Here is a 26975-nt window from a genome sequence, read left to right on the forward strand (position 1 = left end):
TCATATTGCTGTAAACATATATGCATCGACACACTTCTTTACCTACATTTCCTTTAAGTATTTTATGCCTATATTTGGGCGTCCAAACTATGTGATACTGGCATTTGTGGTATACATGCGAGCTCGAATCATATCTGCCATGTTCTTTATCTCCTTGATTTTCTGGTTACAAACATGGATATATTGAACATGAGCGTCCTTCGGGCAAAGCCCTAATGGACGATCACCACCTTCCTAGATGGTGGTGGTTTAAGGGTTGAAAATAAAAAAGGCCACCAAAGGTGACCTTTTTTTAAGCAGAAAAATTCAATTAGAACTTAACTTGAATACCAGCTACGTAGCCTACTTCGTAATCTTTAGAATCTGCACCTTGATTACCTTGCTTCTTAGTTGTAGTGTCGTAGTAACCAGTGTTACCACCTACTTCAAAGTATACAATTGAGCTAGGTGCTACTGTGTATAGTACGTTTGCGTAGTAGTTAGCGTAATCTTTTTCCAGTTTCTCATCATCAGTAGTTGAGTAACCTAGGTTAAACTGGAAGTCACCCATGTTGTATGCACCAGAGATAGCCATGATTTTCTTATCAAATTTCTTCTCGCCCTTCTCTTGAGAAGAACCATCTGCATAAGATGCTTCGATGTCGAAGTTATCAAATGCGTACTGAGCTTGAATTGCGTATACACCGTAATCAGTTTCAGCTTTAGCAGCACTATCTTCAATGATAGAAGAAGTAGAAGAATCTGGGTCTTGCTTGTATGTAGCCGCTTCAGCTGCAGTAGTAGCGTCTAAAGCAAATAGACGTAGTTCTAGGCCTTCAGTTGGACGAACACCAATTTTACCATCAACAAAAGAAGTATCGTCATTGCCATCAAGAATTGTAGATGCAGCCATGAAGAACATGCCTTGATCGTAAGAGTACATTGCTAAGTTTTCAGAGCTAAGACCAGCATCATCAACTTTAGCATTTGTACCAAATTCCATATCATTACCAACGCCAGCACCATCCATTACTGTATCTTGAATACCGAAGGTTAATTTACCAAAGTTAGTATCAAAACCAGCGTAAGCGTTACCTAGGTTTTTCTCTTTTTTAGCATTAGAATCGATGCCATCAAATTCCCAGTAACCTAGTACTTTAACGTTATCGTTTACTTGACGGATAACTTCAAAGTTAAACTCAGCATCATCAGCTTGTAGTTTAGGGTCTGCATCAGGAGTAAGAGACTTTTTGTATTGTACGTCTAGCTTACCGCCGAAGTTGAACGTGTTGCCATCTTTGTTGTAAATTTCTGCTGCGTTAACAGAACCAGCTGCTACTAGTACTGATAGAGCGATTAGAGTCTTTTTCATAATAATCCACTGCCTTTTCTTAAGAAAATTTCGGGAAATCCTTTTCGGTTCCCTTTTTTATGTTTTATTGGTGATGACGCTAATGAGCAACATCGGTGTCATCGCCACTAAATTTCGAGAGTCATATTGTAAAAGTTTCGTCCACATGTCAATGATCTAAAAAAATAAAACTAAAAATAACTAAATCCATAAAAATCAACCAGTTAACATGAGTTCCAGTTAAATATTAAACAGATAGAATTGCAATATGACCAACATTCCAATTAATTGATTACATTTTCAATAAGAACAAACAACCATTAAACAAGAAAAAAGACCATCAAAACAGACGCAAACACCAAGCAAATCAAAATATACGACACAAATAACTAATTAGTGGATATAAGAAAGCTATTTAATTAAGGTTCAGTTTTTTTTTGTGATTTACATCAAAAAATATTTAAAAAGAGACGGTTTATGTGAGGTGAATCGCTATTAAGCGAATGAAATAGCCAGAAAAAAATGAACTTTATAACTATTTAGCACTCATTAATCTCTCTGATAAAATAACTGTCAATTCAATCAATAGAGAAAAGCATGAACAATGTGTCGATTTTTAAGGATTATGCTACCATTGCGACCTACTCAATCTCGGCTTTATTATGCTCAATCCAAACGTACAAAAATCTATCCAAAAAAGTTATCAAAACTTACAACATCAACTTGATAACTTTGTTCCCCGTAGAGCTCAAAACTATTTAGTAGCAGAAATCACAAAAACCTTGTCAGGAACGTACCATAAAAAAAACCGAATTATGGTAGCAGAAGCAGGAACTGGCATTGGTAAATCATTGGCGTATTTAATGGCGGTCATTCCTACCGCGGTGCTAAATAATAGAAAGGTGGTGATATCGACCGCCACAGTCGCGTTGCAAGAACAACTGCTCAACAAAGATTTGCCTCTATATAGACGCATCACTGATATAGATTTCTCATTTATCCTAGCAAAAGGACGGCAACGATACTGTTGCGCAGAAAAACTTGCCTCAGCCTGTGGCGCCGACGGTGGCCAACTTGCCATGTTTGAAACCAAACCCAATGTACGAGACAAAGAGCTGCTACAAACTATGTACCGCTCATTGCAGCAAGGTAAATGGGATGGCGACAGAGATTCATGGCCAAAAGCCATTAAGAATGCGTTGTGGTCTGCAATTGTCAGCGACAAACATAGCTGCAATAACAGCTTACCAAACCATAGATCATGCCCTTTTCAAAAAGCTCGAGTAGAATTAGATAAAAATGATGTGGTTATTGCCAATCATAGTTTAGTGATGGCAGATATAGAGTTGGGTGGTGGCGTTATATTATCCGAGCCAGACAATACCATTTATGTGTTCGATGAAGCACATCATCTGCCTAAAGTCGCCAGAGATCACTCCTCTGCTGCAGCCAGTCTCAAAGGTGTCGCAAGCTGGTTAGAAAAACTCAATCAATCTTGTACTAAGTTTGTTAGCTTAGCGGATGAGAAAAGAGTCAGCCGATTTAGAGTAGAACTGCAAGATGCTATTCAGCAGTTAATCCCCTCTCTCAATCAACTGACTCACCAGTTTAATGCCGACCAATTTGAGAACAATATTTATCGCTTTAATAATGGCGAACTTCCTGAATGGTTAGAGACACAATCCAAAGAGCTTAAATTGCAGGCTAAAAAGGCCAATCAATCCTTAGCCAAGATTACTGACCTTATAGCAGAAAGGCTTAAAGATGGTGAGATCAGCAGCAAACTCGCTGAACCTGCATTGGCCGAGGCCGGCTTCTATAACCAAAGATTAGAGAACTTGGCTCAAGTGTGGCGTTTAATGGCATCACCAAACAGAGATAAAGGCGCCCCTTTAGCTAAGTGGCTAGAAATAAGCAGCGAGCGAGACGGGGATTTTATTGTCAACGTCTCCCCTTTAGAAGTTGGCTGGCAGTTAGATCAAAAGATCTGGAGTCGCTGTGTCGGAGCTGTACTTACGTCAGCCACGCTAAGAGCATTAAACTCGTTCAGTTATTTTTGCTTCCAAGCTGGGGTGAGTGAACAGGCTGATCAGGGCGTTCAGTTCTTGGCATTGGCATCACCTTTTAATTACCAGGAAAACGCGCAACTTGTTGTACCTAAGCTCAACTATGAACCTCAGGCACCTCAATTTACCGATGAGCTGTGCGATAAACTGCCACAGTTAATTAAAGCTGACGCGGCAAACCTCGTGCTTTTCGCCTCATATTGGCAGATGAATCAAGTGGCAGAAAAACTCGCCCCGCTGTTAGCAAAAAAGGGATGGTGTATACAAGTTCAGGGTGATAGCGCAAGAAATGACATTCTAAAAAAACATAAAACGCTTATACAGTGCGGAAAAACCAGTATTCTATTCGGTACTGGTAGTTTTTCAGAAGGTTTAGATCTGCCTCGGCAACTATTAGAAAACCTAATAATCACCAAGATACCCTTCGCGGTCCCTACTTCTCCCGTCGAACAAGCTCATGCAGAGTATATTGAGTCAAAAGGTGGCAATCCGTTTATGCAAATTGCGGTTCCTGAAGCGAGTAAAAAATTGATTCAATCCGCAGGTCGTTTACTGCGAACTGAAGAAGATTCTGGTAAAGTCATCCTGCTTGATAGAAGAGTAGTAACAAAACGTTATGGCAAACTATTGCTAGACTCACTACCTCCTTTTAAACGAATAATTGAATAGTATTAAGATCCACCGATCTTTTAAGTATAAATTTTATTTCAGATAAACCTTAGTCAGCTCTCTAAATAATGGACATTCTATGGAAATGATCGAACCAACCATGTTGGTTATCTTGGCATTAGTCGCCTTCGCGGCAGGATTTATTGATGCTGTTGCTGGCGGGGGTGGTATGTTAACTATCCCGGCTTTACTTTCCATTGGATTACCTCCTCATATTGCACTAGGTACTAATAAGCTAGCCGCTAGCTTTGCTTCCTCTACTGCAGCAGTCACCTTTTATCGAAAAAAACTGTTCAAACCTCAGTTTTGGCTACACGCTTTTTTTGCAACTTTAATTGGTGCCACCGTAGGAACTTTTATTGTAGATGCCATCAGTACTGAATGGTTAGAAAAAGCCATCCCACTGATAGTACTTGCCACGGCTATTTATACCATCTGGCACAAGTCCCCTCCGACAACAGGTACAACGCTACCGGAAAAATGCAAAAAGTTTACACAAACGCAATGGATTCAGGGTATTACTTTAGGTTTTTATGATGGTGTTGCCGGCCCAGGAACAGGGGCCTTTTGGATGGTATCAAGCATGGCCGTCTATCGTTTAAATATACTGTTGGCCTCTGGACTATCTAAGGCGATGAACTTTACCAGTAACTTTACCTCTTTTGTCACATTTGCACTATTAGGACATGTTAATTGGGTGTTGGGATTAACTATGGGCGTCTGTTTGATGCTTGGCGCATATGTCGGTGCTCATTCAGCCATCAAATTTGGAGCTAAATTTATTAGGCCGGTCTTCGTTACTGTTGTTAGTATTATGGCAATAAAGCTCGCCTATGAAGCTTGGTTTCTATGAGTCATTTAAAGCAGATAAAGTCACATTTACAACAACTATTATTGCAGGCTGAACAGATAGATAGCCAGCAAGGAAGAGCAGATAATGCCTTGTTTGATCGTACTCTTTTTAAATGTTCGTCAACATTACTGACGCCTTATGTAAAAGAGGCTTTGTTGCTTTATAAAGAACTTAAAACATTACAAAGCAGACAGAACAGTAGTCAAGCTCAGGCAGAGTATCTTTCCGAACGGTTAATTAATCAGGTAACCGCGGTTCAAAGAGAGTTGGCAACTCATAAACTACAATTTAGCGATTTTTCCACACCACAAGACCAAACTGAATTGTCTGAGCTATATCGAGAGTTGATGCAACACAATGAATGGGAAAGACGATTAATAGAGATGGTCACAACAAAACAGCAGTTGTGGCAATCAGCAAGCAAAAGCACCAAAAATCAGGCTAAAAAAGCGCTAGTTTTGACGGAACAACGGTTAGCGAGATGCCAAAAGTCCAAGTTAGCCATAGAAAAATTAATTGAGAGTAATAAATGACACAAGATAAGAGTCCACAACTGGATAGTGCACCTGAGCAAGTTAAGTTAGCGGTTGACCTAATCTATTTGCTAGAAACGAATAATATAGAACCGGCTACTGCGTTAGAGGCTATCGAAATAGTAAAACAAGATTTGCTACGTAAAGCCGAGCTGGAAAAATAATCCCCTTTATACCCCCAGATATTCTCCCTTATGCTGTCGCGTTATTTTTTTAATCCGATTAACTTTTCTCTATGCGCTGGATACTCAGTACTTGGAGATAACCAAATAGACAAAAATGCGCTATTGAGAGATTCATTGGTAATCTCTCCTAGTTTCTTCGCTGATTGATTATTTTTATAGAAATGAAATTCTCCCGTAACTCCATCGGTAATATAAACCAGTTTTTCACCTCTTTTAACACTAGTATAAATGGCTTCCAATTCTGTTAACCAAGATTGCTGTATTTGGCTATCGTAACCTAGATTCACCCATTGCTCTTTTGTCGCCGCAATTAATTGCTGTTTTGATATGTCTCTTTGGTACACAATTGATAATGCGAGAGGTTGTGATGTTAACTCTGATGAGTCTTGATATTCGCCCGTGGGGGTCTTCAGTTCTGACTGAAATATATTAAGGAAGAACACGCTCAAACTCGATCTGCCCACTGTAGGCCACTTTTCCCACCGCGTTGTATCTTGCCAATTAGGGGCAGATGCCCAGACAGATAAGTGGACATTAAGCATCATTAGTACAGCGACGAACCATTTCATAACAAGCCTCCAGCAATTGAATGTGTTATTCAAAGCTATACAGCAAGTTTTATACCTAATTCTAAATTAGGTATTTTCATTATACTCAAATGATCTCAAGGTGCTTGTTCAGCAAGAATGTATTGGCTGCTGATCAAGGCGGTGGTTTGAAGGCATAGTCATTCTACAGCAAGAATCCGTAACACAGAGCAAAAGCCAATAAAACTCGCCCTTTGGCAGCACATCAACACGCCCATTTCTGCGTCAGATAATCTTGAAAGGGAATGCCATTCCTTCAATTACCTTTCTTGAATTGAACGTGTTGATGTTGCTCTGAATCCTGCATCTTGAGGTCACTTGAGCATATTAGGTTCATCAATTTATGGATCATTGAAATAAGCTTCACTGACGTTAGGCAATACCGCGATCAAATCAAGCGGCAAACTCTTGCAGCGATCAAAAGACAATATTCTGATGCGAAAATATGATGATTTATAAAGACGATATGGGTTAGTTTCAAAATAACAAAGCCTGATAAAAATCAGGCTTTGTACTGTTTAAAGGCCACAGCAATAATCGTTAGCTGTATATATCACCTCTAGCTGTTTCTTAACGCATCAATACGCTTATCCAGTGGCGGATGGCTCATCAACAACTGCATCATGGTTGACTTACCATTAATACCAAACGCCATCATAGAACCTTCTAATTGCGGTTCGTGACTGACCTTTAATCGCTCCAATGCTGCTATCATTTTATGTTTACCAACCAAATTCGCCGCGCCTGCATCCGCATGAAATTCACGATGACGGCTATACCACATGGTTAAGAAGCTCGCCAAAAAGCCCAGTACCATCTCTAAAAAGAAGGAAACAGCAAAGTAAAGCATCATACTACTTCCTTGCCCCTCTTCCCGATCACCAGATGCTACGATATTAGCAATAAAGCGAGAAAGGAAAATGACAAAGGTATTCACCACACCTTGCATTAGCGTCATTGTGACCATATCACCATTTGATATATGACTTACCTCATGCGCCAGTACGGCTTCCGCTTCATCACGAGTCATATTTCGTAGCAAGCCTGTAGATACAGCGACCAAAGAGTCATTTCGTTTCGCACCAGTCGCGAAAGCATTAATATCATCCGCTTGATATATCGCAACGGTCGGCATCCCTATTCCAGCTTGTTGAGCTTGACGAGAAACTGTCTCTAATAGCCAATGCTCGGTTTCATTTCTCGGACTCTCAATTACTTGCCCCCCAACGGAACGCAGTGCCATTTTTTTCGATAGCAACAAAGAAATAAATGATCCACCAAAACCAAACAGGGCCGCCATTAATAACAACCCATTCAAACTTCCTGGTTGCATACCAGTAGTAGCATAAACAATATTTAGAACAACACTTAACACAAGAACAACAGCTAAGTTTGTTGCCAAAAACAGCATAACGCGTTTCATCTTTCTCTCCAGTTCCAGACTCTTTACTTTTATTATCATTTCATTTTAATAGTACGTTGTACTATTTCTAATAGATATAGCCATTAAGTTGAATTACAAGGCTCATTAATGAATTGAAACATTTATTAATGTACTCAAGTGGCCTCATGGTGCCGGATTCAGAGCTTAATGGTGAGAAATTGCCGGGAGCGAACAAGCATTAGACCAAGGTCGTATTGAGTACAGAAAAGGATCACCGTACATTCAGACCAATAAAATATTTATGCTGATAAAAGTGAAGCCAAGTTAGTTATAGCAAATAATATGATGGCAACAAAATTGCATAATAATATACGCAAGTGACCTTTTTTATTTTGCTACGCTAACCAACTAAAGGAATGAATTATGGTTGAAAGCACAAATTACCAAATGGCAATTGACCTACTCTGCTGCCATTTAGGGCTGACTGAAGATGAAGCGAAAGAGCAGCTAGGAATAAGTGAAGCGCATAAAATTCAGCAACAAATTGCTAATGTTCAGCCCTCATTAATGTCAATTCCAACAGACAGATAAAAAAAGGTTGCCAATTGGCAACCTTTTTTCTTAACTCTATAAACAGAGTATCAACCATTCAATATTGGTGTTATATCCATAAACTTACCAATATCTCGTTTCTTCACACTTGGTACATAGGGAATTTCACCCAGTTTAGGGGCTGGAATTTTTTCTTCTAACATCCTAATAATTTCTGAGTAATTTTCTGTTCCCGGATTAATTCGATTTGCCGCCCAACCGATTATCTCTAACCCATCATTTTGAATCGCCTCAACCGAGAGCATCGCATGGCTTAAACAACCCAGTTTAATGCCAACTACTAGAACCACAGGCATCTTTTCTTGTTTAACCCAAGTCGACAAGCAGTCTGTTTGCGAAATGGGAACTCGCCATCCGCCCGCGCCTTCAACTAATACCACATCAGCCGTTTGTTTATGCTGCTGAAGTTTGTCACTAAGCACAGAGTAATCAATCACTACCTCTTCTTGCTTAGCCGCAATATGCGGTGATGTCGGGCTTAACAGCGCATAAGGGTTAACATCATCGTAAGCTATCTCTCTTGTCGCAGCCTGTTGCAGGTGAAGAGCATCCGAGTTCCTTCTTCCATCTTCACTATCTTTACAACCAGCGGCAACAGGTTTATACCCGATCGTGGTTAAACCATGAGCAGCAAGTGCCTGTAAAATTGCTTTAGATACTACGGTTTTACCCACTTCTGTATCTGTGCCAGCAATAAAAAAAGTATCAATCATAAATCTATTGTCCCAAAACATACCTGATAGGTTGCAGGTAATCGTTTTTCGCTATTACTAAATGCTTGGTATTCCTTTTCCACTCGTTTTAACGCTGTGTTCTTAGTCAAACCAACAGAGCGGTCGCTAACATATGTCGCACCAATGCCTTTTAGATCTTTCATTAGCTGAAGTGCGGAAGAATACCAGTACTGAATTGACCGTAAGTCTAGTTGATGACTAACAGAACCAGATTGCGCTAACGCAAGATTTATCTGTTTCATGGTTAAAAAACCATTTACGTGTTGATATGCATCAATTTTAGCCCACGCCTGTTTAAGCTCCGTTAGAGACCCATCAGCTAAAGTAGAAAAGTAAATTTTTCCACCCGGTTTGGTTACTCGTTGTAGTTCTTTAAGTGGCACAGACAAATCGAGGCACCATTGCAAAGCAAGACTGGAAAAGACCACATCAAACTGATTATCTGAAAATGGTAGCGATTCTGCATCAGCAACTTGATACTGTTCCACTTTATTGAGACAGCGACACCGAGCTTGCTGCAACATCTCAGCAGACAGGTCGGCCGCAACGACTTTGGCTCCTTTATCCGCTAACCTATTGGAAAAATATCCCGTACCGCAGCCAATATCTAGCACCTTTAAACCTTGCAACGACTCCGGCATTTTTTCCATTAACCGTTCTCCAACTTCTCGTTGAAACTCTGCGTGCTTATCGTATTTCTTTGCTGCTTTACCAAACGCATCAGCAATCGCTACTTTTCTATGGGATGGTGCAGAAACATTACTACTCACTATCTACATCTCTTAACTGTTAATAATATGCTGAGCTAATTCACTTACCTGCTGGTGAGTGTGGTTCGCATTGAGGGTGATGCGAATCCGACAGCTCTCTTTGGCCACTGTTGGTGGTCTAATTGGAGTCACCCAGAAACCGTGTTGCTTAAGCTTGCTTGCTAGTGCCATGGTTTTATCGACTGAACCACAGATAAAAGGTTTGATCGGCGTTGTTGTTGCGACATAACCTGCTTGCTCTTGGAGTTTTTGATCATAAGTCAACTGGAGCTCCGCTAAGTGCTCTCTTCGCCACTGTTGTTGTTGCAACATATTAGCGGCTTCTGTTAACGCATAGGCTTGAGAAGGCGGCATAGCTGTTGAGTAAACATGATGACGAGAAAACTGTGTAAGGTAGTTACCCACACGCTGATCACATAATATCGCAGCACCGGACAACCCAAACGCTTTACCAAAGGTGACAACCAATAACTGAGGTTGAATCTCCATACCCGCTATGCTACCAACACCTCTCTCTCCTAACACGCCAACACCATGCGCATCATCAACCATCAACCAGCTATCACTCTGTTGGCATGCCGTCGCAATATCATCTAAGGGCGCGCAATCACCATCCATGCTAAATACCCCTTCAGTGACAACTAAGGCAGGGTTGTCAGCAATAATACGTTTTAAATCAGCAACATCATTGTGTTTAAAACGCTTCATTTGAGCCGGAGACAAGATACCCGCCTCCATCAAAGAAGCATGATTCAACTTATCCTGAACTAAAAAGTCTGCCTTACCAAGCAGTGAAAACAGAACCGCCTGATTAGCCGCGAAACCAGAATTAAATAGAATAGCCCTATCATAACCAAACCATTCACAAAGAGTCTCTTCTAAGGTTTGGTGAGCCACTGAATGCCCAGTCACCATTGGAGAGGCAGCGCTGCCTGCTCCATATTTATCAATGCCTTCCTGCCATGCTTTTGCTAGTTGTTTAGAGCTCGCTAGCCCAAGGTAATCATTACTGGAAAAATTGATATAGCTTTTGCCTGAAACGCTAAACTCAACGCTGTTGGCGCCTTCCAGCGACAACAGTGAACGTTCTAATCCTAGCTGTTTTCTCTTCGCTAACTCGGTATCAATCCTATAACTAAACGCTGGCATCGTAGAATAAATCATCTTTATTAGGACGTGCTGCCACTCTTTCTACTACTTGGTCAAGCAACTCGTTCTCTTGGATTTGATCCGGTTTCTGACTAACTTCAACACTATTAATGCCGAGTTTCTTAAACAATTGCATATCACTATCTTCATCCGGATTCGGCGTTGTCAGTAATTTACAACCATAAAAAACCGAGTTAGCTCCAGCCATAAAGCTCAGTGCTTGCATCTGTTCGTTCATACTTTCTCGCCCAGCAGATAAACGCACTGCGGATTTCGGCATCATAATACGCGCGACAGCAATCAATTTTATAAAATCAAATGGGTCAACATCATCCACCTCTTCAAGAGGGGTCCCTTTTACTTTAACCAGCATATTAATAGGAACACTTTCTGGATGAACGGGTAAGTTAGCGAGCTCAACAAAGAGGCTGGCGCGATCACTGACACTCTCTCCCATTCCGATAATGCCACCAGAGCATATCTTCATACCGGAATCTCGCACATGCGACAAAGTATCCAGACGGTCTTGATAGGTTCGGGTGGTAATAATGTTTCCATAAAACTCAGGCGAGGTATCTAAGTTGTGATTGTAATAATCCAATCCAGCACCAGCTAGCTCATTGGCTTGTTGAGGTGAAAGCATGCCCAACGTCATGCAAGTTTCCAACCCCATCTCTTTCACGCCTTTAATCATATCGAGTAGATAAGGCATGTCTCTCTCTTTAGGGTTCTTCCACGCGGCCCCCATACAGAAGCGGGTTGAGCCTGACTTTTTGGCTTTCTCTGCGGCATTTAATACACTTTCGACTTCCATCAACCTTTCACGATCTACATCGGTTCTATAGTGCGCGCTCTGAGGGCAGTATTTGCAATCTTCTGGGCATGCCCCAGTTTTTATTGAGAGCAACGTACTAACTTGCACATAGTTATGCTGTTGAAATTGACGATGAACCAATTGAGCGTCAAACATCAGGTCCATAAACGGTTTTTCTAGTAATAAACGGACTTCTTCTACCGTCCAGTTATGGCGAACTTCCACGTGTCGATCCTTTAATTATTTTTTATTTCTTGGCTAGTCTACCGTCAGCCAGTAAACTGTCAACAAAACTAAATAGTTTTAAGTTTACATCTGTTTATTTATTAACCAACGGAATTAAAAATGGACTTAGAGTTTGATCGACAGCACATCTGGCACCCTTACACTTCAACCATTGATCCACTCACCTGTTATCCAGTTGATCGAGCGGAAGGTGTACATCTCTATTTAGAAACAGGTGAAGAGCTGGTCGATGGTATGTCATCTTGGTGGTCCACCATTCACGGTTATAACCATCCTGATTTAAACCAAGCGGCTGAAGCTCAAATAAGCAAAATGTCACACGTGATGTTCGGTGGTATCACTCATCAGCCCGCAATTGATCTAGCAAAAAAGCTGATAAAGCTCACCCCAAGCCAACTACAACATCTGTTTTTAGCAGACTCTGGCTCCGTTGCTGTGGAAGTCAGCTTAAAAATGGCACTACAGTACTGGCACGCTAAAGGAAAAAGACGCAGCAAGTTTCTTACATTACGGGACGGTTATCATGGTGATACATTTGCAGCAATGTCGGTTACTGACCCTGATAATTCGATGCATAGCTTATACAAAGGTTTTCTCCCTGAACATATCTTTGCCCGCTCGCCGAAAACAGGTTATTGGCAAGATTGGAACCCATCGGACATAGACGACTTTAAACAAAAAATATCTCAACATCATAGCGATATTGCAGCGGTTATTCTTGAACCTATCGTTCAAGGCGCCGGCGGAATGAGAATCTACCATCCTGAGTTTTTAAAACAGGTGCGTATCCTTTGCGATCAATACGGTGTACTTCTTATTGTGGATGAAATTGCTACCGGGTTTGGCAGAACAGGTAAGCTGTTCGCATGCGAACATGCCAATATCCAGCCTGATATAATGTGCCTAGGTAAAGCCATCACTGGTGGCTATATGACCCTTTCTGCCACACTCACCACTGAATTGGTCGCGGATACCGTTTGCAGTGGAGAAGCAGGATGCTTCATGCATGGACCGACATTTATGGCAAACCCTCTTGCATGTGCGGTGGCCAATGCAAGCCTATCCATTATAGAAACGGGTAAATGGAAACAACAAACCGCGAATATCGAAGCATTATTATCACAGCAGTTGCCTAGACTTGAGCAGTATGAATTGGTGAAGGAGACTCGTTGGCTTGGCGCCATAGGCGTTGTAGAAACTCATGCCCCAGTCAATATGGAAGTCATTCAAGCGCATTTTGTAGAGCAAGGGGTGTGGATTCGACCGTTTGGTAAGCTTATCTATATTATGCCTCCATATATTTGTCAGCCAGAACATATAGAGTCATTAATATCCGCAATTGAAAACGCGCTTCAAAATAACGACTGTTTTATGTCAAGTTCAGAAAATCTGCTCTAAATTACCGCAAATCCAATGTATTTACCATGCGATGGAAAATGAATTCGATTACGTAGACCGCTCAAGATATCCCTATGCGCTTATAAATGGACTTCCTGTCCATTTATGTCTACTCCATCGAGCTTCATTTACCTGAGCTGATATAACCAGATTAGATAACCTCAACTTAAGACAGGTACAAAAACGCCGACCCTGAGGTCGGCGTTCTCACTTAAACAGACAATTAACCAATATGGCTCAGTCCATTCATATATTTGCGCAGTACTTGTGGTATTTCGATTTTACCATCAGCTTGTTGATTGTTTTCCAAAATCGCAACCATGGTACGACCAACCGCAAGACCAGAACCATTTAAGGTGTGTACTAGCTCAGGCTTCTTCTCGCCCTTACGACGGAATCGCGCCTGCATTCTACGTGCTTGGAAATCCCACATATTAGAACAAGATGAGATCTCACGGTAAGTTTCTTGAGCAGGAACCCAGACTTCTAAATCGTAAGTCTTACGCGCACCGAATCCCATATCACCAGTACAAAGTACTACTTTTCGATACGGCAGCTCTAGCAATTGCAGTACTTTCTCTGCGTGGCCCGTTAGCTCTTCAAGTGCATCCATAGAGTGCTCTGGTTTGGTAATTTGTACTAGCTCTACTTTATCAAACTGGTGCATACGAATAAGACCACGTGTGTCTCGGCCATATGATCCCGCTTCAGAACGGAAACACGGTGTATGCGCTGTCATTTTTAACGGCAAATCCGCTTCTTCAGTAATGGTGTTGCGCACCATATTGGTCACCGGCACTTCTGCGGTTGGAATTAAACACATTCCTTGACCTTCTTCTGTAGCAGGTTTGGTATGAAATAGATCTTCACCAAATTTTGGCAACTGACCAGTGCCGTATAAGCTGTCATGATTCACTAAGTAAGGCACATACATTTCTGTATAACCGTGCTGCTCTGTATGCAAATCAAGCATAAACTGTGCAATTGCACGATGCAGTCGGGCAAATTGGCCTTTCATCACGATAAAACGAGAGCCTGAAATTTTAACCGCACTAGAGAAATCAAGACCATCACCCATTTCACCTAGGTCAACGTGATCTTTCAGTTCAAAGTCGTATGACTTTGGCTCACCCCAACGTGAAATTTCAACATTCTCATCTTCATCTTTACCTGTTGGTACCGATTCATCTGGCACGTTTGGAACAGAAAGAGTAATCGCTTCTAACTGAGTTTGTAGCTCAGCGAGCGCTTTCTTGGCGTCATCAAGTTCGTTACCCAAGTTACCCACTTCAGCCAGAATACGCTCTGCTTCTTCATGGTCACCTTTTGCTTTAGCTTGACCGATGGACTTCGAACGGGAATTACGTAGCGCTTGTAGCTCTTCTGTCTTAACTTGAAGGGACTTACGACTCTCCTCAAGTTCACGAATTTTTTCTACGTCAAGAGTGAACCCTCGACGGGCTAGTTTTTCAGCTGTTTCATCCAGCTCAGTTCGAAGTAATTTAGAATCCAGCATTGCTAATCCTATGCTTTGTAGTTGTGAAAAAACACCTTAAATCAATTTAAGGTGTTATTGAGAATTTAACCGAGTAAAGATATCCAAAAAGCACTACTTTTCATAGCGTTTTTGTCTGCTTTTTTCATCTAATGAGGTGAGATACTGTAACTTTTCGCCAATTTTGGTTTCCAAACCGCGATTAGTCGGAAAATAGTAGCGCGTTTGGGCCATCGGTTGTGGAAAATAGTTCTCGCCCGCAGCATACGCTCCGGGTTCATCATGAGCATAACGATACTCTTCACCATACCCCATCTCTTTCATTAGTTTGGTCGGTGCATTACGCAAATGAACAGGCACTTCGTATTCAGGTTGATTTTGAGCATCATTCAACGCTTGCTTCCAAGCGGTATAAACGGCATTACTTTTAGGAGCACAAGCCAAATACACCACAGCCTGAGCAATTGCTCGTTCGCCTTCTGCTGGGCCAATTCGTGTAAAACAGTCCCATGCAGACATAGCCACTTGCATCGCTCTTGGATCGGCATTGCCTATATCCTCTGAAGCGATAGCAAGAAGCCGACGTACAATATATAAAGGGTCGCATCCCGCCGTGATCATCCGCGCAGACCAATAGAGTGCGGCATCTGGATCTGAACCACGAATTGACTTGTGCACCGCCGAGATTAAGTCGTACCAAATATCACCCTTATTATCAAAGCGCGATACTTTCTCTCCCGCCACCTCAGCAAGCAGCGGCAGAGTAATGAGCTTATTACCCTCTTCATCTTCTTCTGCCATATCATAGAGAAGTTCAAGATAATTAAGGGACATTCGAGCATCACCATTAACCAGTTCAGCCAGCCGTTCTACCACCTCATCAGAGAAAATTGCCGCCGTTTCGCCTAAACCACGCTCACTATCACTGATCGCTTGGTTGAGCACTAACTGAATATCGGCATGATTTAATGAGGTTAACTTATACACTCTTGCTCGGGACAGCAGGGCGTTATTGAGTTCAAAAGATGGGTTCTCTGTGGTCGCGCCGATAAAGGTTACTGTACCATCTTCAATATGAGGTAAAAAGGCATCCTGCTGACTTTTATTAAAGCGATGAACTTCGTCAACAAAAAGTATAGTGCGACGACCCGTCTGCTTATTTTCTCTGGCTTTTTCTATTGCAGCTCGAATATCTTTAACACCAGAGGTCACCGCCGACACTCGTTCCACTTCCGCATTAACGTAATTTGCCGCCACTTCCGCCAGAGTGGTTTTCCCCGTTCCGGGAGGCCCCCAGAGAATCATCGAGTGTATTTGCCCAGCTTGTAACGCACGTCTAAGCGGTTTGCCATCACCAAGGATATGTTTTTGCCCAACATACTGCTCAACCGTCATCGGACGCATTCGAGCAGCTAATGGACGAAAGTCTTCATCTCCGGCAAAATTTAAACTGTAATTGCTCAAGCTGCCTTTCCACCTCTAATAACAAGAAACCACAAAACTAGTTTCTTTGGTCATCAATTTCAACACCGTCTGGAATAACAAAAGTGAATTTGTCCTGTGTAGGCACTTTGTTCTGATAGTCATTAAAAACAAATTGGCCTTGCTGGCCATCTTGCTCAATTATTGTGAAACCATTAATCGTGCCTTGGGCATCAATATCAATTTCAAATTGACCCTGATTAGAATCAATGGCGGTTGGCGTTAAGGTGAAAATATCTTTATTTTGCGATACCAGATAGTTATCCCAATCACTGGCACGATTATGTGTTAACAACACAAATGGCGTCTGCTCCATCGCTTGTTGTTGCCAATAAATACTGACCTGTTCAATAAAAGGGCTGTAATACCACAGGCTTTTCCCATCAGATACGATGATGCTTTCGTCAGGTAAAGTCGTCGTCCAACGAAACAGACTCGGTCTGGCGATATCCACCTCACCTTTACCTTGCAAAATTACTTCTTTTTCAGGGCTTAACACGGTTTGCTGAAAAGAGGCACTAAACCCTTTTGTCATCGCTAAGCGCTCACTTAGCACATCTTTGGGCGCAGCCAATACTGAACTGCTGACCGCAAGCAAAGTAATAAGTAGTTTTTTCATTTATAGGCTCATTTTTTAAACTTACTATGTCTGACGACACAGCAAAGAAAAGGTTCATTCAATCACGGGCTAATCTTTTATTGGCGGAGGCGCAAGTACTTCTCTATTACCATTGTGCCCCGGAGCACTCACTATTCCCTGAGCTTCTAACTGCTCGACAATACGAGCGGCTCGGTTATAACCAATTTTGAATTTACGCTGAACCCCAGATACCGAACCACGTCTTGTCTCCGTGACATGAACAACAACCTGATCAAATAATGGGTCAGTATCTTCATCACCTTCCATTGTCTCGCCAGGTAACAAAGTATCCGGTGACTGATCTCCATGGGTAATCGCATCAATATACTGAGGCTTGCCTCGAGCCTTCCAATCATTAACCACTGAATGAACATCATCGTCGGAAGCAAACGCCCCGTGAACGCGTATTGTATGACTTGAACCAGGAGGAAGATATAACATATCCCCCATACCCAATAGAGACTCAGCTCCGCCTTGATCCAATATGGTTCTTGAATCCGTTTTGGTTGAAACCGTAAAGGCGACACGGGTAGGAATATTGGCTTTAATCAATCCGGTAATAACATCAACTGACGGACGCTGCGTAGCAAGGATTAAGTGAACACCTGCTGCACGTGCTTTTTGAGCAAGACGAGCAATCAACTCTTCGACTTTTTTACCGACAACCATCATTAGGTCAGCAAATTCATCCACCACCACCACAATGTATGGCAGTTTCTCTAATAGTGGCGGCTCAGTATCCATGCTATCGCCAGCATTCCAGAGCGGGTCATGGATAGGATGGCCTGCATCTGCTGCCATTTTTAGTTTTTCATTGAATCCTTTAACATTTCTCACCCCCAAAGCTGACATTAGCTTGTAGCGGCGTTCCATCTCTCCTACACACCAACGCAGAGCGTTAGAAGCGTCCTTCATATCGGTGACCACTTCCGACAACAGATGAGGAATACCTTCGTAAATCGACAGTTCGAGCATTTTAGGGTCAATCATGATAAATCGAACATCTTCTGGTGTGGATTTATACAACATGCTCAATATCATTACATTAACACCAACCGATTTACCGGAGCCGGTAGTACCCGCGACCAACACGTGAGGCATCTTCGCGAGGTCAGCGACCACAGCTTCCCCGGCAATATCTTGTCCTAGTACGACTGTTGTAGGCGATTTCGCTTGAATAAACTGCTCACTACTCACTACATCAGAAAGATAAACCGTTTGTCGGCTCATATTAGGCAACTCAAGCCCAACATAAGGTTTGCCAGGAATAACTTCCACCACCCTAACGGCCATGGCAGAGAGAGAACGAGCTAAATCCATCGATAAGCTTGATATACGACTAACTTTTACCCCTGGCGCTAAATCTAGCTCAAAACGTGTAATCACCGGACCGGGGAAAATGTCCACCACTCTAGCAGTGATCTTATAGTCAGCCAGTTTTGCTTCCACCAAGCTGGCGATCTCTTCCAAAGCCGCTCTATCTATATGGTTCTCTCGTTTTTCTGGATGATACAGCAGCTCCAGTGTCGGCATAGGAGAAGTTGGAACCGGCAAATTCTGTTCTTTCTTCTGCAAGAATGGATTATCAGCACCAGCCATATTTTTTTGTGCTTCTTCAACCAAGTCCTGAAAAGCAACAACATCGGGATCACTCTGTTGTTCAATATTTTGTTCATCAACCGTTGGCTCAACCGCTAGCGAGTCCAGATCAGAAATTGTTGGTGTTGATCTATCCTGAGGAAGATCCGTTTCATCGATAACCGTATCAATATCACCAACATTCATCGTTGGCTCAACAAGATGCTCAATAGTTGAAGTCTGATTAGCAAGCGATTCTTGCTCTTCCACCTGCACAGGGGCATAGCTGGCGGAGGATGACTTGGCGAGATCATCCGCGTCAAAGGCTTCCTGTTCTAGCTCTTCTATTGTGGCAGACAAATGTTCTGTTCGATTAACTTCAACCTCAGCAGCAGCTTCGGTAGTCGAGCTAACCTCCGTCTCTACTTTCTCTGATGTTGTTTGTTGAGGGATATGAATATTAAAGCGAGAAGATGGCTCTTCTCCACTGACAGAAACATCAGCATGACTATCATCAACGTCAATGATGCTATGATGGTCATCAGACAATGTAATTTGTTCCGATTGAGCAGTAACAAGAGGGTTATCAACGGAGAGATCAGCAGTGAGAGTATTTGCTGGGGTTCCTCTTAATTTATTCACAATGGCGGTAACAATACTTAGTGTGCTATCACCTAACCATTCCACAATAGCCAACCAAGAAATTCCAGTCAGTAAGGTTAACCCTGCCCCCCACATAAATAGAAAAACAATGGTACTGCCCAGTACATTGAGAGATGGTAAAGCAAAACTAGTGAGTACATCTCCAATAACACCACCAGATGAAAAATACCAAATATCATCAAAATTGATATTCGCTAAACCACAGCTGGTCAGCATCACGACAACAAGCCCCAACAACCGGGCTCCCCATAGCATTAAATCTATCGGTTCATCTTCCGCTCTTTTCTTAAAAAACGCCCAAGTGGCCATCAGCGTAATAATTGGCAGAGTGAAAGCCAAAGTACCGAAAGTAAATAACAGTGAGTCAGCAAACAATGCACCTATGGTTCCTGCTGCATTTTTTACTTCCCCTCCCCATGAGGTTTGTGACCAAGATGGATCGGCGGGATCAAAACTATACAGAGATATTGCTAAAAACATCGCTAATGAGATGCCTAGAATGAAACAACACTCTCTTAAACGCTGGACACCGTTCAGTTGAACCTGAGGGCTCTGCTCTCCAGTCTTTATTATGGTTTCGACTTTATTATTGTTCTCTTTGAACATAGATACTTCTAACGTTGTATAAACAGTCCGAGCGGCTAAAGCCGCTCGGTTTATTAAAATGATTTAATCATATATAGAGCAAAAACCCAATGATAGACAAGCCTTAATTGAATACTGCTCTCAGGCTTGCTCAATGATTCTTGACTTTACAATTGATTATCGTGTTTTGATAACCAATTGATTAGATTGTTTTACTTCTTCCATCACAACATAAGTTCGAGTGTCGTTTACTCCTGGTAATCTCAATAGAGTATCACCTAGCAGTTTACGATACGCCCCCATATCTGACACGCGTGTTTTAAGAAGATAGTCAAAATCACCTGAAACTAAATGACACTCTTGAATGTCATCAAGTTTTTGTACTGCTACATTAAACTGCTCAAAAACATCTGGTGCACCACGATTTAATGTTATCTCTACAAAAACCAGTAGAGATGCATCTAAATATTGCGGGTTTAACAGAGCGGTATAACCATTTATATACCCTTGACGTTCTAATCGTCTCACCCTCTCTAAGCAAGGTGTAGGCGAAAGCCCTACTCGCTTAGACAGTTCAACATTAGAAATACGTCCGTCTTTCTGCAGCTCATTCAATATATTTCGATCTATACGATCGAGTTCCTTGGACGGTTTTTTATAGTTGTCTGCCATTTTTTATTCCACCTTATTACTTCCTTGCAAAAAAATATTCTACAACTTCTTAATATTCAGCACCATATATTAACATTTAGCCGATATAATCAACTTCAAGTCGAAATGTTAGAGTTATATTCGACAAAATTCCCTACACACCAGTCAATACAACCAATAATACTTAAGGAGTCAGGATGATCATTGGCGTACCAAAAGAAATCAAGAACCACGAATACCGCGTGGGCATGATACCAGCAAGTGTAAGAGAACTAATCTCTCATGGTCACCAAGTCTTCGTTGAAACTAGCGCCGGTTCAGGCATTGGCTTCTCAGATGATGACTATATCGCTGCAGGTGCATCCATTCTTCCTACTGCTTCCGATATATTCGATAAAGCAGAAATGATTGTTAAGGTTAAAGAACCTCAGTCTGTCGAGCGTGCTATGCTGCGCGAAGGGCAAATATTGTTCACTTATCTACACCTTGCACCAGATTTTCCACAGACAGAAGAGCTTATCAAGAGTAAAGCTGTCTGTATAGCCTATGAGACTGTAACAGATTATATGGGTCGTCTTCCACTATTAGCACCAATGTCTGAAGTTGCCGGCCGAATGTCTATCCAAGCTGGCGCTCAAACATTAGAGAAATCTCACGGTGGTCGAGGACTATTATTAGGTGGCGTACCGGGTGTTGAACCAGCAAAAGTTGTGGTTATTGGCGGCGGTGTTGTTGGATCAAATGCGGCGAGAATGGCGGTAGGACTTCGTGCCGACGTAACCATCCTTGATCGCAACATCGATACATTACGAGCACTAGATGAAGAGTTCCAAGGTCAGGCAAAAGTGGTTTATTCTACCAAAGACGCATTAGACAAGCATATTCTAGAAGCGGATCTAGTGATTGGCGCGGTTCTAATTCCGGGTGCAGCAGCACCTAAACTGGTCACTAAAGAACATATCGCCAAAATGAAGTCTGGGGCGGCGGTTGTTGACGTTGCTATTGACCAAGGTGGTTGTTTTGAAACATCACACGCAACAACTCACGCGGATCCAACTTACATTGTTGATGAAGTAGTGCACTACTGTGTTGCGAATATGCCAGGTGCCGTAGCAAGAACCTCCACATTCGCCTTAAACAACGCAACACTACCTTATATTATCAAACTGGCTAACAAAGGTTACAGAGAAGCTTTACTTGCAGATAAAGGTTTCTTGGACGGCTTGAATGTGATTCATGGTAAAGTAACTTGCAAAGAAGTCGCAGAAAGCTTTGATCTTGAGTACGTAGCACCAGAAACCGCTATTACTATGTTCAGCTAGAAAACGTTAGAGTTATTTCAATAAGCCCAATCATCTTCACTATGATTGGGCTTATTGCGGTATAGGATAATTGAAAGTGGCTACCCTTCTTTCAATTATTTTTCTTTAACTGAACTTGTTGCTTTGAATCCTGCATCTTGAGAACACTTGAGTACAGCGTGTATCAAAATATTTCTAGGGGTCATCTCCCGACAACAAAATTGATGTAACGACACATGGTAGCCATGTTGCTGCAGATATAGCCCTCTATCCAGCACTAACCACACTTCTAATAGACGACGAAATAACTGCTGAACAAGGTTCATTTTTTCCATCTTCCAAAACCGTTGCTGCCCAACTTCTAGCCAGTGATCATAATCAGCATCAGGCAAGGTTAACTGTTTTTTCTCTGCTGCCCACTGACAGAAATAAACAAAACCCTTAGATAACTCTGATTTCTTGATGCTTGGCACAGGTATGTAGTCCTGAACATGAAGTGATTCTCTTAGTAAGCTGTCTAGCCCTAATCTAAAAACCATCTCTTGCTCTCTATGTCGAGCGACTCGTTTCCCCCCAGTAACCGTTTCTTGCAATGGAATTCGCAGCATATCTCTTGAGAGTATTAAACTCGAACATTTAGCAGCGGGAGAGAGCGGCTGATAATAATCTTCAGCAACCAAATGGTAGCAGCAAGGAGAAATAGTAATAGCAGCCGTTTTTGCATCGGCTGCATGCTGCATTAACTTTGTATGTAAATCACCGCATGCATGAAGTGCGACGGCGTGTTGATCTTCTTTTAGCAGCTCCCTAGAAGAAGCTGCTAATGCATCACCCTGAACAAATTGCATGGGTAGTTGTTGTTTATCAGCCTCTATCTGCCCCTGTAAACACAAGGCTTCTTGCCATTCAAAGCTGGTTACTGGCTGTTGAGAGTTAACCGCCAATATACGTCCTAAGTAACCCTTACCAGAACACCATTCTAACCACTCATTACCCTGATGATTTGCTAGAACATAAGCCCCCATAGCGCTAATCTGTGCCAATTTCCTACCGGGAATTCCCTGATGTAAACGAGGTGAACAGTCTAAATTAATGTTTTGATGCGACCAATCATCAAGCTGGGTTAAAGAAGGAAAAGATGCCGCTGATGGGAATACTTTAGAGATATCTCTGATTAACGCAGAACTATTGCTCTTGTAGATCTCTATTTGTTGAGGTGTTATCTGTTCTAACCAATGACAAATATCAGCAAAACTGGTTTCCCATGGTAAGGAGGAGTGGCGACTTAAATGAAAAGGTTCAGTTTGCCAAAGCGATTTGTACTGGCAAAGTGTAGCGTCAATTTGCTCAAATAAATGCTGCATATATCCCCCTGATAGCAGGGCCGAATTGTAGGGGGATATGAGGGCAAATAAAAGTGTTAACTTATCGAACAGGTAGGTCGATATCTTTAAACATCTCTTCTATTTCAGCACTGTTCCTTAAAGAGATCGCTTGCTCAACAACAGGTCTTGTTAAATGAGGTGCAAATCTTTCCATAAAATCAAACATATAACTGCGTAAGAATGTGCCTCTTCGGAAACCGATACTCGTGGTACTTGCACCGAAAATATGGCTAGCATCAATCACCACTAGATCCGAGTCTTGCACTTGATCAATCGCCATACTGGCAATAACACCGACACCAATACCCATTCTCACATAGGTTTTAATCACATCGGCATCTGTTGCAGTAAAGACAATTTTTGGTGTTAATCCTGCGCTATTAAATGCCGTATCCAGTTCAGATCGTCCGGTGAAACCAAAGACATAGGTCACCAGTGGAAATGATGCTAAATCTTCAATTGTTAACTCTGCTTTTTGAGCGAGTGGGTGATCTTTCATCACCACAATAGAGCGATTCCAGTGATAGCAAGGCAACATAATGGCATCTTGATATAAATGCAGTGCTTCTGTGGCTATAGCAAAATTTGCCGTACCTTTGGCAACAGCCTCAGACATTTGTGATGGCGTGCCTTGATGCATATGCAAAGAGACTTTTGGATATCGGGCAGTAAAGCCTTTTATGACTTCAGGCAAAGCATAACGAGCTTGGGTATGAGTCGTCGAAATATTTAATGTTCCCATCTCCGGATGCGTATGTTCTCCAGCTACGGATTTAATCCCTTCGACTCTGGATAATATCTCTCTGGAAATTCGGACAATATCCTCACCCGCCGTAGTCACTTGAGTAAGATGCTTACCACTTCGCTCAAATATCTGGATACCAAGCTCATCTTCTAGCAGGCGAACTTGTTTACTAATGCCCGGTTGAGACGTGTAGAGACTTTCTGCTGTAGCCGATACATTTAAGTTATGGTTGACCACCTCAACAATATATTTCAGTTGTTGTAATTTCATTTGACTACCCGCATTCCTTTACTATAGTACTTATACCTACTAGTTATAAATTATAGTTATAACGCTTAATGGCAATAAATGAAAGTAGAAACAAAAATGGAGTCGGATAAAATCACTAGTTATATAAGGTACAAGTGATGAAATAAGGTTTCATATTATGCCATTAAGTACACAAGGCTAAATTTTGTAAGCGACCACACATAATTAATGACTGAATAGCTTTTTTTCCTAATATTACAAATGCATTGATAGATAATGGCTGTAGTCAGCTTTTAGAATCGTGTATGCTAGTGATTGACTTACCATTCTCAAAATAGATATAGATATATGAATATTGGTTTAATTATTGTTCTTGTTGCTGTGTTGTTGGTTCTCGTTATCGGTTATAACGTGATGCTGCAATACAAAACAAAAATTGAAATGTCTAGAAAGCAAGAGTCATCTCGCTATATCGCAATTATTGATGCGACGGAAGATTTGATCGGTAACGCCCATCACCTTCCTTATAGCCAAGATCTGTTGATTTGTTTGAATCAACGTATTCTTGACTCACTAGAAAGTATGTTTGAGCTAGATCCCAAGAGTAAGCAACTTGCTCAACGTATTGAGAATATGAAGGGGCAGATTGCCCAATTAAAAGCCAATAGCGGCAGCGGCGAAAGCACGCCATTTAAAACACCAAGCAGTGACAAACAAGCCATTGTCATGCTGAAGCTGGTTAAACGCTTAAGAGATACCATTAGAAGCGAGCACAATAAAGGGCGTTTTAACACTCAAGCTTATGTAGCAGAAAACGCTCGTTTAGAAACCATTCAACTTCGTATCAATATCGAAAATGTAATTAAGCGTACTAATGAAGCCATGGTTCGTGGTCAGGCTGGTACTGCTCGTCAATTATTGAAGAAAGGCATCGATGTCCTTGCGCCTAAGAATGACAGTTACTCAAATCAAGCAAGAGATAAACTGCAAGCAATGCTTGGTGAACTTGAGTCCAACTCTAAGAGCAAAGGCTCTGAAGAGATGTTGGCTCAAGAAGAGAAAGAGCGTGATAACGATATGAAAGCTTTGTTCGGTGAAAAGAAAAAGTGGTAACGACACAAATCCTGTTCACCACAAATTAAACCGTAAAGATAGAAATCAAGGTCGCATAACGCGGCCTTTTCTTTATCCATACCACGGCTCTCTCTAACATTCTCAACTAAAATGTGCCGCTCAAACTACAGACGTGTCTAGCGTGTTATCATTGCTGGCAAGTTTTTACTGAAGCTATGACAAATGTGCCATCATAAATTATTAGAACCCATCAATAACTTTCTTAACTGCTCAACACCTGATTCTTGGATCGATGAAGCTCGTAAGCCAGAAAATCTATCTGTGATTTTACGGGATCATCTGCTCTGCGAATTAAAAGCATCACAGAGTGCGGTATTCCTATTAAAACGCTACGTTCTAACTGATGAAGGTATACAACAAATCAATGAACTTGTTGAACCCTACGAGCAGTTTGCTTATAAGCGTATTGGTAACCTTGAATCGCTCAGAGGCAAGAGCAATATATCTAAATCCATCAAGCCAAAAGACAACTGTCCATACGGGCAAGATATGATAGATAAGATGGTTCTACTTATTCGGGAGGAGTTACACCACTTCTATCAAGTATTAGAAATTATTGAGGAGCAAGGTTTAAAGTATCGCCCAATTACTGCAAGTCGCTATGCAAAAGGCTTAATTAAGCACGTCCGCACTTTTGAGCCAGCCGCGCTGATTGATAAGCTGATAATAGGCGCTTTTATTGAAGCTCGTTCTTGCGAACGTTTTGCCAAACTGGCACCACATTTAAATGCTGATATTGGTAAGTTTTATATTTCACTGTTGCGGTCAGAAGCAAGGCACTATCAAGATTATTTAACACTTGCACAGCATATAGCCGCTGATGATATTTCAGAACGAGTCAAGTATTTTGCCAAAGTAGAAGCAGAGTTAATCATGCAAGCGGATACGGAGTTTCGATTTCACAGTGGCGTGCCGAACATTAAAAATGATCAATTGCCGAGCCGTTAATTAGCAAAAGCGCCGTTAAAGAACAAATAGTTAATGCTATAAACAATGCCAATAGCATTAACTATCCAATCCAGAAGAAGCTCAATTATAGTAAGGTGGCGTTAATTTGCGCTAAGACGTCTGAAGGATGTTCAGCTTGTGTTATAGGTCGGCCTATTACTAAATAGTCAGAACCTGCTCTAATGGCCTCTACTGGCGTCATAATTCGCTTTTGATCACCAACCGCACTTCCAGCAGGACGAATCCCCGGAGTAACCAGTTTAAAATCACTTCCTAGTTCATTTTTAAGCATCAGTGATTCTTGTGCAGAACAGACCACACCATCCAATCCGCTGTTTTTGCTTAATTGAGCTAAACGCTTAACCTGCTGCTCCGGTGTAACATCCAGCCCAAGGGAGACTAAATCATGCTGCTCCATGCTGGTTAATACTGTCACTCCGATAAGCAGTGGTCGATCATTGCCATAAGGCTGAAGAATGTCGCGTGATGCTGACATCATTCGTTCTCCACCACTAGCATGAACATTCACCATCCATACACCAAGCTCAGCCGCTGCTCTTACCGCCTTTGAGCATGTATTGGGAATATCATGAAATTTTAGGTCAAGAAATACCGAGAAACCACGCTGGTGAAGTTGCTTTACAAACTCTGGACCAAACAGGGTAAACATCTCTTTACCCACTTTTAGACGACATGAATTAGCATCGATTTTATCTACAAAAGCGAGTGCATCTTTTTGATTATCATAATCCAGCGCCACTATAACTTTTTGGTCCAACATTTTATCTC

General features: G+C 41.8%; 24 protein-coding genes and 1 pseudogene. 9 read left to right on the forward strand and 16 right to left on the reverse strand.

Features of this window, described 5'->3' with window-relative positions:
• Both F0227_RS08885 and F0227_RS08890 read right to left on the reverse strand, forming a co-directional pair.
• Positions 1-136 (reverse strand): annotated as a pseudogene (locus F0227_RS08885) (transposase); the annotation flags it as partial.
• A gap of 174 nt (positions 137-310) precedes the next feature.
• Positions 311-1351: a porin gene (locus F0227_RS08890; RefSeq protein ID WP_171752841.1), complete on the reverse strand. Its 1041-nt coding sequence runs from the start codon at positions 1349-1351 to the stop codon at positions 311-313.
• A gap of 641 nt (positions 1352-1992) precedes the next feature.
• On the opposite strand from F0227_RS08890, the gene dinG reads away from it, so the two are divergent.
• The 4 genes from dinG (at position 1993) to rsmS (ending at position 5615) form a co-directional block, all read left to right on the forward strand.
• Positions 1993-4065, forward strand: coding sequence for an ATP-dependent DNA helicase DinG (gene dinG, locus F0227_RS08895; RefSeq protein ID WP_171752842.1), 2073 nt, complete (start codon positions 1993-1995; stop codon positions 4063-4065).
• A 79-nt stretch (positions 4066-4144) separates the two neighbouring features.
• A complete protein-coding gene (locus tag F0227_RS08900) occupies positions 4145-4918 on the forward strand; it encodes a TSUP family transporter (protein WP_171752843.1) in 774 nt (257 codons plus the stop codon).
• Positions 4915-5451, forward strand: coding sequence for a primosomal replication protein (locus tag F0227_RS08905; protein ID WP_171752844.1), 537 nt, complete (start codon positions 4915-4917; stop codon positions 5449-5451). Before F0227_RS08900 ends, F0227_RS08905 begins: the two co-directional genes overlap by 4 nt.
• Positions 5448-5615, forward strand: a complete 168-nt coding sequence (gene rsmS / locus F0227_RS08910) for a pleiotropic regulatory protein RsmS (protein WP_171752845.1) — start codon at positions 5448-5450, stop codon at positions 5613-5615. Before F0227_RS08905 ends, rsmS begins: the two co-directional genes overlap by 4 nt.
• 41 nt (positions 5616-5656) lie before the next feature.
• On the opposite strand, the gene F0227_RS08915 is transcribed toward rsmS, so the two are convergent.
• Complete coding sequence (locus F0227_RS08915; RefSeq protein WP_216613368.1) at positions 5657-6205, reverse strand: chalcone isomerase family protein; 549 nt, start codon at positions 6203-6205, stop codon at positions 5657-5659.
• A 577-nt stretch (positions 6206-6782) separates the two neighbouring features.
• Positions 6783-7646, reverse strand: a complete 864-nt coding sequence (gene htpX / locus F0227_RS08920; protein ID WP_171752846.1) for a protease HtpX — start codon at positions 7644-7646, stop codon at positions 6783-6785.
• Positions 7647-8030: 384 nt separating this feature from the next.
• Between htpX and F0227_RS08925 the strand changes: the two genes are divergently transcribed.
• Positions 8031-8198, forward strand: a complete 168-nt coding sequence (locus F0227_RS08925) for a hypothetical protein (protein ID WP_171752847.1) — start codon at positions 8031-8033, stop codon at positions 8196-8198.
• 50 nt (positions 8199-8248) lie between these two features.
• Here the strand turns inward: F0227_RS08925 and bioD are convergent, their stop codons facing one another.
• The 4 genes from bioD to bioB are packed head-to-tail and all read right to left on the reverse strand — an operon-like array spanning position 8249 to position 11911.
• A complete protein-coding gene (bioD, locus tag F0227_RS08930; RefSeq protein WP_171752848.1) occupies positions 8249-8932 on the reverse strand; it encodes a dethiobiotin synthase in 684 nt (227 codons plus the stop codon).
• Positions 8929-9723, reverse strand: a complete 795-nt coding sequence (bioC, locus tag F0227_RS08935) for a malonyl-ACP O-methyltransferase BioC (protein ID WP_345775800.1) — start codon at positions 9721-9723, stop codon at positions 8929-8931. The genes bioD and bioC overlap by 4 nt, the downstream gene beginning before the upstream one ends.
• 12 nt (positions 9724-9735) lie before the next feature.
• On the reverse strand, positions 9736-10887 hold the full coding sequence (gene bioF, locus F0227_RS08940; protein WP_171752849.1) for an 8-amino-7-oxononanoate synthase: 1152 nt from the start codon (positions 10885-10887) through the stop codon (positions 9736-9738).
• A complete protein-coding gene (gene bioB, locus F0227_RS08945; RefSeq protein WP_171752850.1) occupies positions 10859-11911 on the reverse strand; it encodes a biotin synthase BioB in 1053 nt (350 codons plus the stop codon). The genes bioF and bioB overlap by 29 nt, the downstream gene beginning before the upstream one ends.
• 120 nt (positions 11912-12031) lie before the next feature.
• Between bioB and bioA the strand changes: the two genes are divergently transcribed.
• Positions 12032-13330: an adenosylmethionine--8-amino-7-oxononanoate transaminase gene (gene bioA / locus F0227_RS08950; protein WP_171752851.1), complete on the forward strand. Its 1299-nt coding sequence runs from the start codon at positions 12032-12034 to the stop codon at positions 13328-13330.
• Between the two features lie 223 nt (positions 13331-13553).
• Here the strand turns inward: bioA and serS are convergent, their stop codons facing one another.
• From serS to lrp, 5 genes are all read right to left on the reverse strand, one after another.
• Positions 13554-14846, reverse strand: coding sequence for a serine--tRNA ligase (serS, locus tag F0227_RS08955; RefSeq protein ID WP_171752852.1), 1293 nt, complete (start codon positions 14844-14846; stop codon positions 13554-13556).
• A 93-nt stretch (positions 14847-14939) separates the two neighbouring features.
• Positions 14940-16289: a replication-associated recombination protein A gene (locus tag F0227_RS08960; protein ID WP_171752853.1), complete on the reverse strand. Its 1350-nt coding sequence runs from the start codon at positions 16287-16289 to the stop codon at positions 14940-14942.
• A gap of 37 nt (positions 16290-16326) precedes the next feature.
• Positions 16327-16926 carry an outer membrane lipoprotein chaperone LolA gene (lolA, locus tag F0227_RS08965; protein ID WP_171752854.1) on the reverse strand — a complete coding sequence of 200 codons (600 nt, stop codon included), beginning with the start codon at positions 16924-16926 and terminating at the stop codon, positions 16327-16329.
• 69 nt (positions 16927-16995) lie between these two features.
• Positions 16996-19794 (reverse strand): DNA translocase FtsK 4TM domain-containing protein, encoded by a 2799-nt coding sequence (locus F0227_RS08970; RefSeq protein WP_171752855.1) that lies wholly within the window; start codon positions 19792-19794, stop codon positions 16996-16998.
• A gap of 156 nt (positions 19795-19950) precedes the next feature.
• Positions 19951-20445: a leucine-responsive transcriptional regulator Lrp gene (gene lrp, locus F0227_RS08975; RefSeq protein WP_171752856.1), complete on the reverse strand. Its 495-nt coding sequence runs from the start codon at positions 20443-20445 to the stop codon at positions 19951-19953.
• A gap of 176 nt (positions 20446-20621) precedes the next feature.
• Between lrp and ald the strand changes: the two genes are divergently transcribed.
• Complete coding sequence (gene ald / locus F0227_RS08980; protein ID WP_171752857.1) at positions 20622-21746, forward strand: alanine dehydrogenase; 1125 nt, start codon at positions 20622-20624, stop codon at positions 21744-21746.
• Between the two features lie 95 nt (positions 21747-21841).
• Here the strand turns inward: ald and F0227_RS08985 are convergent, their stop codons facing one another.
• Together F0227_RS08985 and cysB are read right to left on the reverse strand one after the other, a co-directional pair.
• Positions 21842-23089 carry a methyltransferase gene (locus F0227_RS08985; RefSeq protein WP_171752858.1) on the reverse strand — a complete coding sequence of 416 codons (1248 nt, stop codon included), beginning with the start codon at positions 23087-23089 and terminating at the stop codon, positions 21842-21844.
• Between the two features lie 61 nt (positions 23090-23150).
• On the reverse strand, positions 23151-24125 hold the full coding sequence (gene cysB, locus F0227_RS08990) for an HTH-type transcriptional regulator CysB (RefSeq protein WP_171752859.1): 975 nt from the start codon (positions 24123-24125) through the stop codon (positions 23151-23153).
• Positions 24126-24452: 327 nt separating this feature from the next.
• Between cysB and F0227_RS08995 the strand changes: the two genes are divergently transcribed.
• Positions 24453-25217: a DNA repair protein gene (locus F0227_RS08995; RefSeq protein WP_171752860.1), complete on the forward strand. Its 765-nt coding sequence runs from the start codon at positions 24453-24455 to the stop codon at positions 25215-25217.
• Positions 25218-25400: 183 nt separating this feature from the next.
• Complete coding sequence (gene miaE / locus F0227_RS09000) at positions 25401-26186, forward strand: tRNA isopentenyl-2-thiomethyl-A-37 hydroxylase MiaE (protein WP_171752861.1); 786 nt, start codon at positions 25401-25403, stop codon at positions 26184-26186.
• An 85-nt stretch (positions 26187-26271) separates the two neighbouring features.
• Here miaE and pyrF read toward each other — a convergent pair whose 3' ends face one another.
• On the reverse strand, positions 26272-26967 hold the full coding sequence (gene pyrF / locus F0227_RS09005; protein ID WP_171752862.1) for an orotidine-5'-phosphate decarboxylase: 696 nt from the start codon (positions 26965-26967) through the stop codon (positions 26272-26274).
• Positions 26968-26975: the final 8 nt, after the last annotated feature.

The sequence above is a fragment of the Vibrio sp. 99-8-1 genome (assembly GCF_013114595.1).
Classification (GTDB): domain Bacteria; phylum Pseudomonadota; class Gammaproteobacteria; order Enterobacterales; family Vibrionaceae; genus Vibrio.

Coding starts and splice junctions, on each gene's coding strand:
- F0227_RS08900 (WP_171752843.1), top strand. CDS start 4,145: ATGGAAATGATCGAACCAACCATGTTGGTTATCTTGGCATTAGTCGCC.
- bioF (WP_171752849.1), bottom strand. CDS start 10,887: ATGATTTATTCTACGATGCCAGCGTTTAGTTATAGGATTGATACCGAG.
- serS (WP_171752852.1), bottom strand. CDS start 14,846: ATGCTGGATTCTAAATTACTTCGAACTGAGCTGGATGAAACAGCTGAA.
- F0227_RS08995 (WP_171752860.1), top strand. CDS start 24,453: ATGAATATTGGTTTAATTATTGTTCTTGTTGCTGTGTTGTTGGTTCTC.
- F0227_RS08890 (WP_171752841.1), bottom strand. CDS start 1,351: ATGAAAAAGACTCTAATCGCTCTATCAGTACTAGTAGCAGCTGGTTCT.
- F0227_RS08985 (WP_171752858.1), bottom strand. CDS start 23,089: ATGCAGCATTTATTTGAGCAAATTGACGCTACACTTTGCCAGTACAAA.
- lrp (WP_171752856.1), bottom strand. CDS start 20,445: ATGGCAGACAACTATAAAAAACCGTCCAAGGAACTCGATCGTATAGAT.
- htpX (WP_171752846.1), bottom strand. CDS start 7,646: ATGAAACGCGTTATGCTGTTTTTGGCAACAAACTTAGCTGTTGTTCTT.
- ald (WP_171752857.1), top strand. CDS start 20,622: ATGATCATTGGCGTACCAAAAGAAATCAAGAACCACGAATACCGCGTG.
- F0227_RS08925 (WP_171752847.1), top strand. CDS start 8,031: ATGGTTGAAAGCACAAATTACCAAATGGCAATTGACCTACTCTGCTGC.
- dinG (WP_171752842.1), top strand. CDS start 1,993: ATGCTCAATCCAAACGTACAAAAATCTATCCAAAAAAGTTATCAAAAC.
- cysB (WP_171752859.1), bottom strand. CDS start 24,125: ATGAAATTACAACAACTGAAATATATTGTTGAGGTGGTCAACCATAAC.
- bioD (WP_171752848.1), bottom strand. CDS start 8,932: ATGATTGATACTTTTTTTATTGCTGGCACAGATACAGAAGTGGGTAAA.
- F0227_RS08915 (WP_216613368.1), bottom strand. CDS start 6,205: ATGAAATGGTTCGTCGCTGTACTAATGATGCTTAATGTCCACTTATCT.
- bioA (WP_171752851.1), top strand. CDS start 12,032: ATGGACTTAGAGTTTGATCGACAGCACATCTGGCACCCTTACACTTCA.
- F0227_RS08905 (WP_171752844.1), top strand. CDS start 4,915: ATGAGTCATTTAAAGCAGATAAAGTCACATTTACAACAACTATTATTG.
- F0227_RS08970 (WP_171752855.1), bottom strand. CDS start 19,794: ATGTTCAAAGAGAACAATAATAAAGTCGAAACCATAATAAAGACTGGA.
- lolA (WP_171752854.1), bottom strand. CDS start 16,926: ATGAAAAAACTACTTATTACTTTGCTTGCGGTCAGCAGTTCAGTATTG.
- rsmS (WP_171752845.1), top strand. CDS start 5,448: ATGACACAAGATAAGAGTCCACAACTGGATAGTGCACCTGAGCAAGTT.
- pyrF (WP_171752862.1), bottom strand. CDS start 26,967: ATGTTGGACCAAAAAGTTATAGTGGCGCTGGATTATGATAATCAAAAA.
- miaE (WP_171752861.1), top strand. CDS start 25,401: ATGTGCCATCATAAATTATTAGAACCCATCAATAACTTTCTTAACTGC.